We start from the raw sequence: 14,800 nt of genomic DNA on the forward strand, positions 1-14,800 counted from the left end.
GCAATTGCGCTCGGGGGATTTCTCTGTGTAAGTTTAATGATTCGCGACTTCAAGGGGATTGGGTCGCAAAGAAGTTCACTGGCGTCATTGTATCTGCCCGGGAGTGGAATTGTCAAACAGCGATGAAATTCGCAGGGAACAGGAATTCATCGACGCCCTGTACGCGCGCGTGGACGCCCTGCGCGGCCACACCGAGGCGGGCGTCACGGATGCGCTCGGCCAGGGCAACACGCCCATGCAGGCCCGGCTGGAGCGGGACATCCTGGTCGCCGAGCGGTCCGGGCTGCTCGCCGCGCTGAACGCCGTCGACGGTTCGCTGTGCTTCGGCCGTATCGACTTCACCTCGGGCACCCGGCACCACATCGGTCGCATCGGGCTGCGCACCGACGACGCCGAGCGCACACCGGTACTGATCGACTGGCGTGCCGACGTTGCCCGCCCCTTCTACCTGGCCACCGGCCACACCCCGATGGGCCTGCGCCGGCGCCGGCACCTCACCACCGAGGGGCGCCGGGTGACCGCCCTGCACGACGAGATCCTCGACCTGGGGGACCGGGAGCGGACCGGCCACGAGGACCCGACCGGTGACGCGGTGCTGCTCGCCGCCCTCGACGCCGCGCGCACCGGCCGTATGCACGACATCGTGCAGACCATCCAGGCCGAACAGGACGAGATCATCCGGGCGCCGCACCGGGGTGTGCTGGTGGTCGAGGGCGGCCCGGGCACCGGCAAGACGGCCGTCGCCCTGCACCGCGCCGCGTATCTCCTCTATGAACACCGGGAACTGCTCGCCAAGCGGGCCGTCCTCATCGTCGGCCCCAACCCCGCCTTCCTCGGCTACATCGGCGAGGTGCTCCCCTCGCTCGGTGAGACGGGGGTGCTGCTCGCGACGGTCGGGGAGCTGTTCCCCGGAGTGAAGGCGACGGCGGGCGACAGCCGCGCGGCGGCCGCGGTGAAGGGCCGCGCCGACATGGCGGACGTCCTCGCCGAGGCCGTACGCGACTGGCAGGCGCTGCCCGACCCGGTGATCGCGATCGAGCACGACCGGGAGATCCTGATGCTCGACGACGGCCTGGTGAAGATGGCCCGCGAGCGCACCCGTGCCGCCGGGCTGCCGCACAACGTGGCCCGGGAGCACTTCGAGGGGCACATCCTCAATACGCTCACCGAGATGTACGCCGAGCGGGTCGGGACGGACCCCTTCGACGGTACGAGTCTGCTGGACCCGAGCGACATCACGCAGATCCGCGACGAGATCGCCGAGAACCCCGAAGTGTGGGCCGCCATCGACCAGTTGTGGCCGCGGCTGACCCCGCAGCGCCTGGTCGCGGACTTCCTCGCCGATCCCGTCGGTTATCTCCCCGACGAGGACGCGGCCGCGATCCGCCGTCCGGTGACACGGGCATGGACGGTGGCGGACGTACCGCTGCTGGACGAGGCCGCGGAACTGCTCGGCGTGGACGAACGGGTCGCCCGGGCACGGGCCGAGCGGGAGCGGGAGTCGCAGGTCGCGTATGCGCAGGGCGTGCTCGACGTCTCGTACGCCTCGCGGACCTACGAGTTCGAGGACAAGGACGAGGAGGACTCCGAGGTCCTGTCCGCGCACGACATCATCGACGCCGAGCGGTTCGCCGAGCGGCACGAGGAGGACGACCACCGCAGCGCCGCCGAGCGTGCGGCGGCCGACCGGACCTGGGCGTTCGGGCACATCATCGTCGACGAGGCGCAGGAGCTGTCGCCGATGGCGTGGCGACTGCTGATGCGGCGCTGCCCGACGCGGTCGATGACGCTGGTCGGGGATCCGGCGCAGACGGCGGAGGCGGCAGGGGTCGGATCGTGGGCCGGGATTCTCGAACCGTATGTCGAGGACCGCTGGGAGCATGCCCGGCTGGGCGTCAACTACCGCACGCCGGCAGAGATCATGGAGGTCGCGGCGGCTGTGGTGCGGGCCGAGCAGCCGGACTTCGAGCCGCCGAGTTCGGTCCGTTCGACGGGTGTACGGCCGTGGGTGCGGGCGGTGGACGATCTGCCGGACGCGGTGGCCAAGGCGGTGGAGGAGCTGACGCCTGCGGAGGGGCGGTTGGCGGTGATTGCGCCGCGGCATCTGCACGGGAAGCTGGCCGCTCGGCTGGACGGGGTGGTGGCGGGGGGTGAGCCCGATCTGACGCAGCGCGTCGTTCTGCTCGATCCTCGGCAGTCGAAGGGGCTGGAGTTCGACTCGGTGCTGGTGGTTGAGCCGGGGCTGTATGGCACGAGTGATCTGTATGTGGCGCTCACTCGGGCTACGCAGCGGTTGGGGGTGCTGCACAGCCGGGCGCTGCCGAAGGCGTTGGCTGCGGCGTTCGCCTGAACGGGCCCGCGGCGGAGCCGCTGATGGATGCAGCGCCCCCGCCGCCCCTTCCCGTCCCGACCCTGGGGGCTGCCGCCCCCAGACCCCCGCTTTCGGCCTGAACGGCCTCGTCCTCAAACGCCGGACGGGCTGAAAGACCAGCCCCTCCGGCGTTTGAGGAGCGGGGGTCAGGCCGGGCGCAGCCAGACCGTTGCAAGGGGTGGCAGGGTCAGCCTGATGCTGGCCGGGCGGCCGTGGTGGCCCTGGGGTTCCGGTTTGATGATGTCGGGGTTGGTCACGTCGCTGCCGCCGTACTTCCCGATGTCGGTGTTGAGGGTTTCGTGCCAGGCGGGTACGTCGTCGGGGGCCCCCAGGCGGTAGTCGTGGCGGACGACGGGCGAGAGGTTGGAGACCGCCAGCAGCGGGGTCCCGTCGGCAGCGAGGCGCAGGAACGCGAAGACGTTGTCCTCGGCCGCGTCGCCCACGATCCACTGGAAGCCGGACGGGTCGGTGTCCCGCTGCCACAGGGCGGGGGTGTGGCGGTAGACGATGTTGAGGTCGCGAACCAGGTCGCGGACCCCGCGGTGGTCGGGTTCGGCGCCGTACGCGGGGTCCAGGAGCCACCAGTCCGGGCCGTGCGCCTCCGACCACTCCGCGCCCTGGGCGAACTCCTGGCCCATGAAGAGGAGCTGCTTGCCGGGGTGGGCCCACATGAAGGCCAGATAGGCGCGCAGGTTGGCGCGCTGCTGCCACCAGTCGCCCGGCATTTTTGACACCAGTGAGCGTTTGCCGTGGACCACCTCGTCGTGCGAGATGGGCAGCACGTAGTTCTCGCTGTACGCGTACACCATCGAGAAGGTCATCTCGTTGTGGTGGTACTTGCGGTGGATCGGCTCGTGGCTGATGTAGTCGAGGGAGTCGTGCATCCAGCCCATGTTCCATTTGAGGCCGAAGCCCAGCCCGCCGAAGCCGCCCGGGCCCCGGTGGTGCGTGGCCCGGGTGACGCCGTCCCAGGCCGTGGACTCCTCGGCGATCGTGACCACGCCCGGCACCCGCCGGTACACCGTCGCGTTCATCTCCTGCAGGAAGGCCACCGCGTCCAGGTTCTCCCGGCCGCCGTGCTCGTTCGGGACCCACTGTCCGGGCTCACGCGAGTAGTCGAGGTAGAGCATGGAGGCGACCGCGTCGACGCGCAGGCCGTCGATGTGGAACTCCTCGCACCAGTAGATGGCGTTCGCCACCAGGAAGTTGCGCACCTCACGGCGGCCGTAGTCGAACTCCAGCGTGCCCCAGTCGGGGTGCGCGGCGCGGAGCGGGTCCTCGTGTTCGTACAGGGGCCGGCCGTCGAATTCCGCCAGTGCCCAGTCGTCCCGCGGGAAGTGCGCCGGCACCCAGTCCATCAGGACACCGATGCCCGCCTGGTGCAGGGCGTCGACCAGGTACTTGAAGTCGTCGGGGGTGCCCAGGCGAGCCGTGGGGGCGTAGAAACCGGTGACCTGGTAGCCCCAGGAGCCGCCGAACGGGTGCTCCGCGATCGGCATCAGTTCCACGTGGGTGAAGCCGAGATCCTTGACGTAGGCGGGGAGCTGCTCGGCCAGTTGACGGTACGTCAGGCCCGGGCGCCAGGACGGGAGGTGGACCTCGTAGACCGAGAACGGCGCCTCGTGCGCGGGGACCTCCGCACGCTGCTCGAGCCACTGCGCGTCGTGCCACTCGTGGTGGGAGGCGGTGACGATCGACGACGTGTTCGGCGGGGCCTCCGTGCGCCGGGCCAGCGGGTCGGCGCGCAGGGTCTTCGAACCGTCGGGCCGGGTGATCTCGAACTTGTACAGCTCGCCCTCGCCGATCCCCGGCGCGAACAGCTCCCAGACACCCGAGGAGCCGAGCGAACGCATCGGATGGCCGGTGCCGTCCCAGAAGTTGAAGGTGCCGGCCACGTGCACACCGCGCGCGTTCGGCGCCCACACGGAGAAACGGGTGCCGGGCACGCCCTGGTGCGTCATCGGGCGCGCGCCGAGCACCTGCCACAGATACTCGTGCCGCCCCTCGCCGATCAGGTGCAGGTCGAGCTCGCCCAGCGTGGGCAGGAAGCGGTACGCGTCCTCGGTCTCCAGGGCCGTCTCCTCGTACCGCACGAGGAGCCGGTACTCGGGGACTTCGGTCAGGAACAGCAGGGCGGAGAAGAACCCGTCCCCGTCGTCGTGCAGCTCGGCCCGCAGGTCCGCGGCGACGACGGTCACGGACAGCGCGTACGGCCTGAAGACCCGGAAGGCGACCCCGCCGGGGACGGGGTGGGCGCCGAGCACGGTGTGCGGGTCGTGATGGGTACCGGCGAGCAGCCGCTCGCGGTCACCGACGGGCACCTCCGGGGACGCAACGGGAACCTGTGCGGCGACCTTCTTCGCGGCGCTGACGGCCTTTTTGGCGGGTGTCTTTGTGGCTGCTGTCTTCTTGGCCGCTGTCTTCTTGACCGTCGCCTGCTTGGCCGCTGTCTGCTTGCCGGCTGTCTCTTTGGTGGCTGTCTTCTTCGCCGTGCTTTTCTTTGCCGGGCTCTTCTTCGCTGTTGTCCCGGCCGCCGTGGTCTTCGCCGCGACGGCCTTTTTCGCGGCTGCCTTCTTGGCGGTGGTCTTCGCCGCCGCCTTCTTCACCGTTTTCTTGGGCTCGGTCGCCTTCTCCGCGGCCTTCGCGGCCTTCTTCTTCGGATCCGAACCGCTGGGCGTGGGGCGGGGGGTCACGGGCGGCGCCTCCTCGGCGAAGGTGAGGTCGGTCGGGGGTGGGCTGAGGGGGTGTGGGTCAGAGGGGGTCGGATGCGGCGTAACGCTCTATCGCCGCCATCGGCACGGGCAGCCAGTCGGGGCGGTGGCGGGCCTCGTAGACGACCTCGTAGATCGCCTTGTCCGTTTCGTAGGCGCGCAGCAGTACCGGATCCATGCGCGGATCTCGGCCGCTGACCTCGGCGTATCCGGAACAGTACGCCGCTCGGCACGCCTCGGCCCAGCCCTCTGACTGAGGGACGGCGGAGTGGGCCGCGTAGTCGAAGGACCGCAGCATTCCCGCGATGTCCCGCACCGGTGGCTGCGGCATCCGCCGTTCGGCCAGCGGCTTGGACGGCTCGCCCTCGAAGTCGATCAGCCACCACTGGCCGGCCGGTGAGCGCAGGCACTGCCCGAGGTGCAGGTCGCCGTGGATGCGCTGCGCGGTCCAGGTACGGCCCTCCGCGGCCAGGTCGGCGAGCGCCGTGAACGCGGTGTGCAGGGCGGGGGCGTACGGCCGCAGCGCGGGCACCGCCTGCGCGGCCACCTCGAGGCGCTCGATCATGCCGTCGGCCAGCAGCTGCAGCTGGGTGTGGCCCAGGGTGACGGTCGGCAGTGCGCGGGCGAGTGCCGTGTGCACCTCGGCCGTGGCGCGGCCCAGTGCCCGCGCCTCCGCGCCGAAGTCCTCGCCCTTGGCCAGCTCGCGCAGCGCCAGCTCCCAGCCGTCCATGGCACCCTGCAGGAACGGCTGGAGCACGCCGAGTACATACGACTCCCCGGCCAGCTCCGCCCGCAGCCACGCCGTCGGCGCGGGCACCCGGGGGCAGTCCTCGTGGGCGAGCGCCAGCGGCAGTTCCAGGTCGGGGTTGACGCCGGGCACGACTCGGCGCAGCAGCTTGAGGATGAACGTATCTCCGTAGACGACCGACGAGTTCGACTGCTCGGCGGTCACCAGCCGCGGGACGAGCCCGGTGCGGATCTCCTCGCCGGGCTCCCGCTCGAAGCGCAGCCCGCCGATGCGGGCCTGGGTGCGCAGCGCCTCCAGGAGCACCTCGGCGGGCCGGGAGTCGTACAGGGCGTCGTACACCGTGCGTCCGGCGAGCGGGCCCTGATCCACGTGTCCGATCAGCGCGGGCGCGAGCCGGGGCGGCAGCGCCTCGCGCACGCCTATCAGCAACTGGTAGCAGTCGCCGGGGTGGGGCTCGGCGCCGAGCGTGAGCGGCTGATGGGCGCGCACCAGCAGATGGAACAGGCCCAGCCTGCCGTCGGCCGGCAACAGTTCGGTGGCCGCGACCAGCGAGAACCCGGTGACCGGCCGCCCCTTGCCCGCGAACCAGCGCTGCCGCGGCAGCCATTCCCGCAGCAGGGGATCCAGGGACGCGAGCAGGCCAGGACTTGTCTTGCCGGAAAGTGTGACAGTTTCTGCCATGGTGTCACATTCCTTTCCCCGGGTGGTCGGGGTGTTACTGATGCGTGCCCCGGGTGGGACAGGAGAAACCGCCCCACCCCGGGTTCTGCGTGGGCGCTGCGCGGCTCTACGCGGGGTCCTTGCGGAGCCTGAACCAGTAGAAGCCGTGCCCGCCCAGGGTCAGCAAGTACGGCAGCTCGCCGATGGCCGGAAAGCGCACACCGCCGAACAGCTCGACCGGATGCCGCCCGTTGAAGATCCGCAGATCCAGCTCGGTCGGCTGCGCGAACCGCGAGAAGTTGTGCACGCACAGCACGAGATCGTCCTCGTACTCCCGCAGGAAGGCCAGCACCGCCGGGTTGGAGGACTGGAGTTCCGTGTAGGACCCGAGTCCGAAGGCCGGGTTCTGCTTGCGGATCTCGATCATGCGGCGGGTCCAGTGCAGCAGCGACGAGGGCGACGACATCGACGCCTCGACGTTGGTGACCTGGTAGCCGTAGACCGGGTCCATGATGGTCGGCAGGAACAGCCGCCCGGGGTCACAGGACGAAAAACCTGCGTTGCGATCCGGTGTCCACTGCATCGGGGTGCGTACGGCGTCCCGGTCGCCGAGCCAGATGTTGTCGCCCATGCCGATCTCGTCGCCGTAGTACAGGATCGGCGAGCCGGGCAGGGAGAGCAGCAGGGCGGTGAACAGCTCGATCTGGTTGCGGTCGTTGTCGAGGAGCGGGGCGAGCCTGCGGCGGATGCCGATGTTGGCGCGCATACGCGGGTCCTTCGCGTATTCCGCCCACATGTAGTCGCGTTCCTCGTCGGTGACCATTTCCAGGGTCAGCTCGTCGTGGTTGCGCAGGAAGATGCCCCACTGGCAGCCCGCGGGGATGGCGGGTGTCTTGGCGAGGATTTCCGAGACGGGGTAGCGGGATTCCCGCCGTACGGCCATGAAGATGCGTGGCATGACCGGGAAGTGGAATGCCATGTGGCATTCGTCGCCGCCGCTTTCGAAGTCGCCGAAGTAGTCGACGACGTCCTCCGGCCACTGGTTGGCCTCCGCCAGCACCACCGTGTCGGGGTAGGAGGCGTCGATCTCCTTCCGCACCCGCTTCAGGAACTCGTGGGTCGCCGGAAGGTTCTCGCAGTTGGTGCCCTCCTGCTGGTACAGGTACGGCACCGCGTCCAGCCGGAAGCCGTCGATGCCCAGGTCCAGCCAGAACCGCAGAGCGGAGATCATCTCCTCCTGGACGGCCGGGTTCTCGTAGTTGAGGTCCGGCTGGTGGGAGAAGAAGCGGTGCCAGTAGTACTGCTTGCGGACCGGATCGAAGGTCCAGTTGGAGGCCTCGGTGTCGACGAAGATGATCCGCGCTTCCGGGAACTGCTTGTCGTCGTCGGCCCAGACGTAGTAGTCGCCGTAGGGCCCGTCGGGGTCTTTTCTCGATTCCTGGAACCACGGGTGCTGGTCACTGGTGTGGTTCATGACGAAATCGATGATCACGCGCATGCCGCGCTGGTGGGCGGCGTCGACGAACTCGACGAAGTCGGCGAGGTCACCGAACTCCGGGAGGACGGCCGTGTAGTCCGAGACGTCGTAACCGCCGTCCCTGAGCGGTGACTTGAAGAAGGGCGGCAGCCACAGGCAGTCGACGCCCAGCCACTGCAGATAGTCGAGTTTGGCGGTGATGCCCTTGAGGTCGCCGATGCCGTCGCCGTTGCTGTCCTGGAAGGAACGGACGAGGACCTCGTAGAAGACCGCCCGCTTGAACCAGTCCGGGTCGCGGTCCTTGGCGGGCGTGTCCTCGAAGGTGTCCTGAACGGGCTCATTGACGATCATGTTGTGGGTGACCCCCCGATCTGCGGGTTGGACGGTCGCAGGACGCTGCTGTGCTCATCCGGGGGCCAACCCCCGGACCCCCGGCCGACAGTAAGCACGTGTGCCTGGCCAGGCTGTAGGCGTACGTAATTTGCCCTGCCCCAGTGATAGGTCTCGCCGGTGAGTTCGTCCCGCACCGGCACCGACTCGTGCCATTCCAGGCCGAGTTGCGGCATGTCCAACGAGACCGTGGCCTCCTGGGTGTGGTGCGGGTCGAGGTTGACGACCACCAGAACCGTGTTCGAGCCGCTCCGCTTCGAGTACGCGATCACCTCTTCTTTGTCCGCGTGATGGAAGTGGAGGTCGCGCAGCTGACGCAGGGCGGGGTTCGAGCGCCGGACGGCGTTGAGCCGGGTGATCAGGGGGGTGATGGTGCGGCCCTCGCGTTCGGCCGTCTCCCAGTTGCGTGGGCGTAGCTGGTACTTCTCCGAGTCGAGGTATTCCTCGCTGCCCTCGCGCAGCGGGACGTTCTCGCACAGTTCGTAGCCGGAGTAGACGCCCCAGGTGGGGGAGAGGGTGGCGGCCAGGACCGCGCGCAGTTCGAAGGCGGGGCGGCCGCCGTGCTGCAGGAACGCGTGGAGGATGTCGGGGGTGTTGACGAAGAAGTTGGGCCGCATGTAGGCGGCCGCCTCGCCGGACAGCTCGGTGAGGTACTCGGTGAGTTCCTGCTTGGTGTTGCGCCAGGTGTAGTAGGTGTAGGACTGCTGGAAGCCGATCTGGGCCAGGGTGTGCATCATGGCCGGGCGGGTGAACGCCTCGGCCAGGAAGATCACGTCGGGGTCGGCGGCGTTGATCTGCGCGATCACCTTCTCCCAGAAGGCGACCGGTTTGGTGTGGGGGTTGTCGACGCGGAAGATCCGCACGCCCAGGCCCATCCACACCCTGAGCACTCGCAGGGTCTCGGTGATCAGGCCGTCCAGGTCGGCGTCGAAGGCGATGGGGTAGATGTCCTGGTACTTCTTGGGCGGGTTCTCGGCGTGGGCGATGGTGCCGTCGGGGCGGTGGTGGAACCACTCGGGGTGTTTTTGGACCCAGGGGTGGTCGGGGGAGCACTGCAGGGCGAAGTCCAGGGCCACCTCCAGGCCGTGTGCCTGGGCCTGCTGGACGAACCAGGCGAAGTCCTCCAGGGTGCCGAGCTGGGGGTGGACGGTGTCGTGGCCGCCTTCGGGGGAGCCGATGGCCCAGGGCACGCCGACGTCGTCGGGGCCGGCGGAGAGGGTGTTGTTGCGGCCCTTGCGGAAGGTGGTGCCGATGGGGTGGATGGGCGGCAGGTAGAGGACGTCGAAGCCCATGGCGGCGATCGCCGGCAGGCGGCGGGCGGCGGTGCGGAAGGTGCCGTGCGGCTGCTGTTCGGTTCCCTCGGAGCGGGGGAAGAACTCGTACCAGGCGCCGTACAGGGCGCGTTCGCGTTCCACCAGCAGCGGCAGGGTCTGTGAGGCGGTGACGAACTCCCGTAGCGGGTGCCGGGCCAGCACCGCGTCCACCTCCGGCGTCAACGCCGCCGCCAGACGCGAAGCGGCCGGGCGGGTCTCGTCCCGCAGGGCGGCGACGGCGGCGAGGAGCACGTCGCGTCGGCCGTCGGGGGCGCCGTCGGCCGCGCGCTCGTACAGCCGCGCGCCCTCCTCCAGGACCAGGTCCGTGTCCATGCCCGCCGGGATCTTGATCTGGGCGTGGTGGCGCCAGGTGGTGATCGGGTCGCCCCAGGCCTCCACCGTGTAGGTCCAGTGGCCGGGTTCGCCGGCGGTGACCGTGGCGCCCCAGCGGTCGGTGCCCGGGGCCAGTTCCCGCATCGGCGTCCAGGGACCGGGACGGCCTTCCGGATCCGTCAGGACGACGTTGGCGGCGACCGCGTCATGGCCCTCGCGGAACACGGTGGCCGAGATCTCGAACGACTCCCCGGTCACGGCCTTGGCCGGCCTTCGCCCGTGCTGGACCACCGGGCGGACATCGAGGACGGGTATGCGCCCGATGCCCGGAGCGTCGCCCGCGGAGGGTGGCTCCGGGGCCGGCGGTCCGGCGTCGGCGAGGCGCACGGGGGGCGCTTCGGTGCTGGTCGTCGGGGGTGCTGACGAGTGGTGCGTGGCGGGCATGACCGCTCCTGTCCGCGTCAACGTGGGTGGGCGGATGGCTGTGGGGAGGTGGGTCCTGCGGGTGGTTCCCGTGAACTGCCTGTGTGGTGTACCGGAGGAGCCTTCCCACCCTATTCGGGTACGCAATCCGGCACTTTGTTAACTACTCACGCGTATGTCTACACACAAGACCGGTCCCGTTCGTGAACGAACGGGACCGGTCCGGGGACTGTGCCACTAAGAAGGCGGCACCTGCAGAAGTTCGTCCGGTGAGCCGAGGCCCCGGCCGGAGACCTTCCCGGACACCGCCAGCTTCACGAGTGCCTTGGAGACCTGGGCCGCAGTGGCCTTCGGGTGGTCGGCCAGATACAGCGCGGCCGTGCCCGTGACGTGCGGGGTCGCCATCGACGTACCGGAGAAGGTCGCCTTCCCGGTGTCGCTCGCATAGGAGTCCGAGGTGATCGACACCCCGGGCGCGAACAGGTCCACGGCCGAGCCGAAGTTCGAGAAGCTCGCCCGCGCATCCGTCTTGTCGGTCGCGCCGACCGTGAGTGCCTCCTGCACGTCCGCCGGGGAGTAGAGGGCGGCCGGGAGGCCGTCGTTCCCCGCGGCAACCGCGTAGGTGACGCCCGACGCGACGGAGTTGCGTACGGCGGCGTCCAGCTGGGCGTTGTGGTAGCCGCCCAGGCTGAGGTTGGCGACCGCCGGTTTCCTCGCGTGCTTGGTCACCCAGTCGATGCCCGCGATGACCTGCGACGTCGTACCGGAACCGGCGTTGTCGAGGACGCGGACGGCGACGACCTTGGCCTTCTTGGCGACGCCGTACTTCGTGCCGGCGATGGTGCCGGCGACGTGTGTGCCGTGCCCGTTGCCGTCAGCCGCGACCTTGTCGTTTCCGACGAAGTCCCAGCCGTAGCTCGCCCGGCCGCCGAAGTCCTTGTGCGAGATGCGGATACCGGTGTCGATCACGTAAGCGGTGACCCCGGCGCCCGCGGACTCCGGCCAGGTGTAGCTCCTGTTCAGCGGCAGGCTCGGCTGGTCGATCCGGTCCAGGCCCCAGGACGGCGGGTTCTTCTGCGTGTGGTCGAGGGACACGCGCGTGTCCTGGACGACCGAGGCGACCTGGGAGTCGGCCGCGAGCAGCTTGGCCTGTCTCTCGTCGGCCTTGATGGCGTAGCCGTTGAGGACCGAGCCATAGGTGTGGCTTATTTTCGCCCCGTACTTCTCGGCGATGCCTTTTCCGTTCGCCGACGGAGCTTTCGTTCCCCCCTTGAGTGTCACCAGATAACTTCCGCTGACGGAGCCGGGCTCACCGGCGCCGAGTATCTGACCCTCCGGTGCGGCGTGCGCGGGCAGGGTGACGGCCGAGAGCGCGGCAGTGCAGGCCGCCGCGGTCAAAGCCCCTGTCCAGCGCAGACGCCGTGTTCGCGTCCGTGCCATGGTCCGATTTCCCCTCCATTGACTCCACTTGGCAGCCTCTCGTGCGGTGTAGAAGGCCCACAAGAGGGCCTACGGGGCGGAATCGGCCATGTCCGCCATGGCGGACGCGTGAAGGTTGCGGCGTTTTCCGGACGGCGTAGGAGTGTGGCGTGCTCTTGGACGTGCCGTGGTTGCGGAGCCCTCCGCACGGATACCGTCGAGGTTGACGACGAGGCGCACAGCGTTGTGCGTCCGCACAGCGACACGCGTCGAGGTGGAAAGTGAAGGCGATCCGTCGATTCACCGTCCGACCCGTTCTCCCCGAACCCCTGCGGCCGCTCAGCGATCTGGCCCGCAATCTGCGCTGGTCCTGGCATGCGGAGACCCGCGACCTGTTCCAGTCCGTCGACCCCGAGCGCTGGGCCGCCTCGGACGGCGATCCCGTACGGCTCCTGGGCAGCGTGTCGCCGGCGCGGCTCGCGGAGCTGGCCGGGGACCACCGCTTCCTGCGCCGGCTGACGGAGGTCTCGGGCGACCTGGACGACTACATGACCGGCGACCGCTGGTACCAGAGCCACTCCGGTGAACTCCCAGCCGCCATCGCCTACTTCTCGCCCGAGTTCGGCATCACGGCCGCCCTGCCCCAGTACTCCGGCGGCCTCGGCATCCTGGCGGGCGACCATCTGAAGGCGGCCAGCGACCTCGGCGTACCCCTGGTCGGCGTGGGGCTGCTCTACCGGCACGGCTACTTCCGCCAGTCGCTGTCCCGGGACGGCTGGCAGCAGGAGCACTACCCGGTCCTGGACCCCAACGAGCTGCCCGTGGCCCTCCTCGAGGAACCCGGCGGCACCCCTGCCCAGGTCTCCCTCGCCCTGCCCGGCGGCAGGCAGCTGCACGCCCGCATCTGGCTCGCCCAGGTCGGCCGCGTCCCCCTGCTGATGCTCGACTCGGACGTCGAGGACAACAACTTCGGCGAGCGCGGGGTGACCGACCGGCTCTACGGCGGCGGCAGCGAGCACCGGCTGCTGCAGGAGATGCTGCTCGGCATAGGGGGTGTGCGGGCCGTACGGACCTACTGCCGGCTGACCGGCCACCCCGAGCCGGAGGTCTTCCACACCAACGAGGGCCACGCCGGCTTCCTGGGCCTGGAGCGGATCGCCGAACTCTGCGACGGCGGGCTGGACTTCGACTCCGCCCTGGAAGCGGTCCGCGCGGGGACCGTCTTCACCACCCACACCCCGGTCCCCGCCGGTATCGACCGTTTCGACCGCGAGCTGGTCGCCCACCACTTCGGCCCCGACGCCGAACTCCCGCGCATCGACGTCGAACGCATCCTGCGCCTGGGCATGGAGACCTATCCCGGCGGCGAACCGAACCTCTTCAACATGGCCGTGATGGGCCTGCGCCTGGGCCAGCGCGCCAACGGCGTCTCCCTTCTGCACGGTCACGTCAGCCGCGAGATGTTCTCCGGACTGTGGCCGGGATTCGACCCCGACGAGGTGCCGATCACCTCCGTGACCAACGGAGTGCACGCACCCACCTGGGTCGCCCCCGAGGTCTTCCGGCTCGGCGCCCGGCAGATCGGCGCCCAGCGCACCGAGGACGCGCTGACCGTCGGCGGCTCGGACCGCTGGGACGCCGTCGGGGACATCCCCGACCAGGACATCTGGGAGCTCAGGCGGAATCTGCGCGAGCAACTGGTGGACGAGGTACGGGTGCGGCTGCGTGCCTCCTGGCGTCAACGCGGCGCGGGAACAGCGGAGTTGGGGTGGATCGACGGCGTCCTCGACCCGGACGTCCTCACCATCGGCTTCGCACGCCGCGTCCCCTCGTACAAGCGCCTGACCCTGATGCTGCGCGACCGCGATCGCCTCATGGACCTGCTCCTGCACCCGGAGCGCCCGATCCAGATCGTGGTCGCGGGCAAGGCCCACCCGGCGGACGACGGCGGAAAGCGCCTGGTCCAGGAGCTGGTCCGGTTCGCCGACGACCCACGGGTGCGCCACCGCATCGTCTTCCTCCCCGACTACGGCATGGCGATGGCGCAGAAGCTCTACCCGGGCTGTGACATCTGGCTCAACAACCCGCTGCGCCCCCTGGAGGCCTGCGGCACGTCCGGCATGAAGGCCGCGCTGAACGGCTGCCTCAACCTCTCCGTCCTGGACGGCTGGTGGGACGAGTGGTTCCAGCCCGACTTCGGCTGGGCGATCCCCACGGCCGACGGCGCGGGCACCGACCCCGACCACCGCGACGCCATAGAGGCCGACGCGCTCTACGACCTGCTGGAACAGCGAGTCGCCCCGCGTTTCTACGAGCGCGGGCAGCACGGCCTGCCCGACCGGTGGATCGAGATGGTCCGCCAGACCCTGACCCTGCTCGGCCCGAAGGTGCTGGCCGGCCGCATGGTCCGCGAGTACGTCGAGCGCCTCTACGCCCCGGCCGCCCACGCACACCGCGCCATGGACCCCGGCTCCGCCCGCGAACTCGCCGCCTGGAAGGCAAGGGTGCGGGCGGCCTGGCACGGCGTCACCGTCGACCACGTGGAGACGTCCGCCGCCACGGCCACCGCGGAACTCGGCAGCACGCTCGGACTACGGGTGCGCGTGGGCCTCGGCGAGCTCGGCCCCGACGACGTGGATGTCCAGGTCGTCTCGGGCCGCGTCGACCCCGAGGACCGCATCGCGGACGCGACGACCGTCCCCCTGAAACCGGCGGGCGGCCCCGACGCCGAAGGCAGGTGGTTCTACGAGGGCCCCCTCTCCCTCGACCGCACCGGCCCCTACGGCTACACGGTCCGCATCCTGCCGGCCCATCGACTCCTGGCGTCCGGCGTGGAGCTGGGTCTGGTGGCGGTGCCTTCGGAGGAGATGGGGGAGGAGGCGGGAGTGCTGATGCGGTAGGCCGTTTCAGCCCCGGGGGAGCAACTTCAGTCCCGGGCGGGGCTTGATCTTTTCA

7 protein-coding genes are annotated in these 14,800 nt (G+C 69.7%); 2 read left to right on the forward strand and 5 right to left on the reverse strand.

Annotated elements, in window-relative coordinates:
• Nucleotides 1–127: 127 nt before the first annotated feature.
• A complete protein-coding gene (locus tag EDD92_RS32215) occupies nt 128–2,350 on the forward strand; it encodes a UvrD-helicase domain-containing protein (protein WP_185124462.1) in 2,223 nt (740 codons plus the stop codon).
• A gap of 167 nt (nt 2,351–2,517) precedes the next feature.
• Here the strand turns inward: EDD92_RS32215 and glgB are convergent, their stop codons facing one another.
• The 5 genes from glgB to EDD92_RS32240 form a co-directional block, all read right to left on the reverse strand.
• Complete coding sequence (gene glgB, locus EDD92_RS32220; RefSeq protein ID WP_123967568.1) at nt 2,518–5,064, reverse strand: 1,4-alpha-glucan branching enzyme; 2,547 nt, start codon at nt 5,062–5,064, stop codon at nt 2,518–2,520.
• Between the two features lie 58 nt (nt 5,065–5,122).
• On the reverse strand, nt 5,123–6,511 hold the full coding sequence (locus tag EDD92_RS32225) for a maltokinase N-terminal cap-like domain-containing protein (protein ID WP_123967569.1): 1,389 nt from the start codon (nt 6,509–6,511) through the stop codon (nt 5,123–5,125).
• A gap of 106 nt (nt 6,512–6,617) precedes the next feature.
• Nucleotides 6,618–8,318 (reverse strand): maltose alpha-D-glucosyltransferase, encoded by a 1,701-nt coding sequence (treS, locus tag EDD92_RS32230; RefSeq protein WP_123967570.1) that lies wholly within the window; start codon nt 8,316–8,318, stop codon nt 6,618–6,620.
• Nucleotides 8,315–10,447: an alpha-1,4-glucan--maltose-1-phosphate maltosyltransferase gene (locus EDD92_RS32235; RefSeq protein ID WP_123967571.1), complete on the reverse strand. Its 2,133-nt coding sequence runs from the start codon at nt 10,445–10,447 to the stop codon at nt 8,315–8,317. The genes treS and EDD92_RS32235 overlap by 4 nt, the downstream gene beginning before the upstream one ends.
• 216 nt (nt 10,448–10,663) lie before the next feature.
• Entirely contained in the window at nt 10,664–11,866 is a 1,203-nt protein-coding gene (locus EDD92_RS32240; protein ID WP_123967572.1) for a S8 family peptidase, read from the reverse strand.
• A gap of 260 nt (nt 11,867–12,126) precedes the next feature.
• Between EDD92_RS32240 and EDD92_RS32245 the strand changes: the two genes are divergently transcribed.
• Nucleotides 12,127–14,745, forward strand: coding sequence for a glycosyltransferase family 1 protein (locus EDD92_RS32245; RefSeq protein ID WP_123967573.1), 2,619 nt, complete (start codon nt 12,127–12,129; stop codon nt 14,743–14,745).
• The last annotated feature ends 55 nt before the right edge of the window (nt 14,746–14,800 follow it).

It is taken from the genome of Streptomyces sp. TLI_185, assembly GCF_003814765.1.
Taxonomy (GTDB): Bacteria; Actinomycetota; Actinomycetes; order Streptomycetales; family Streptomycetaceae; genus Streptomyces.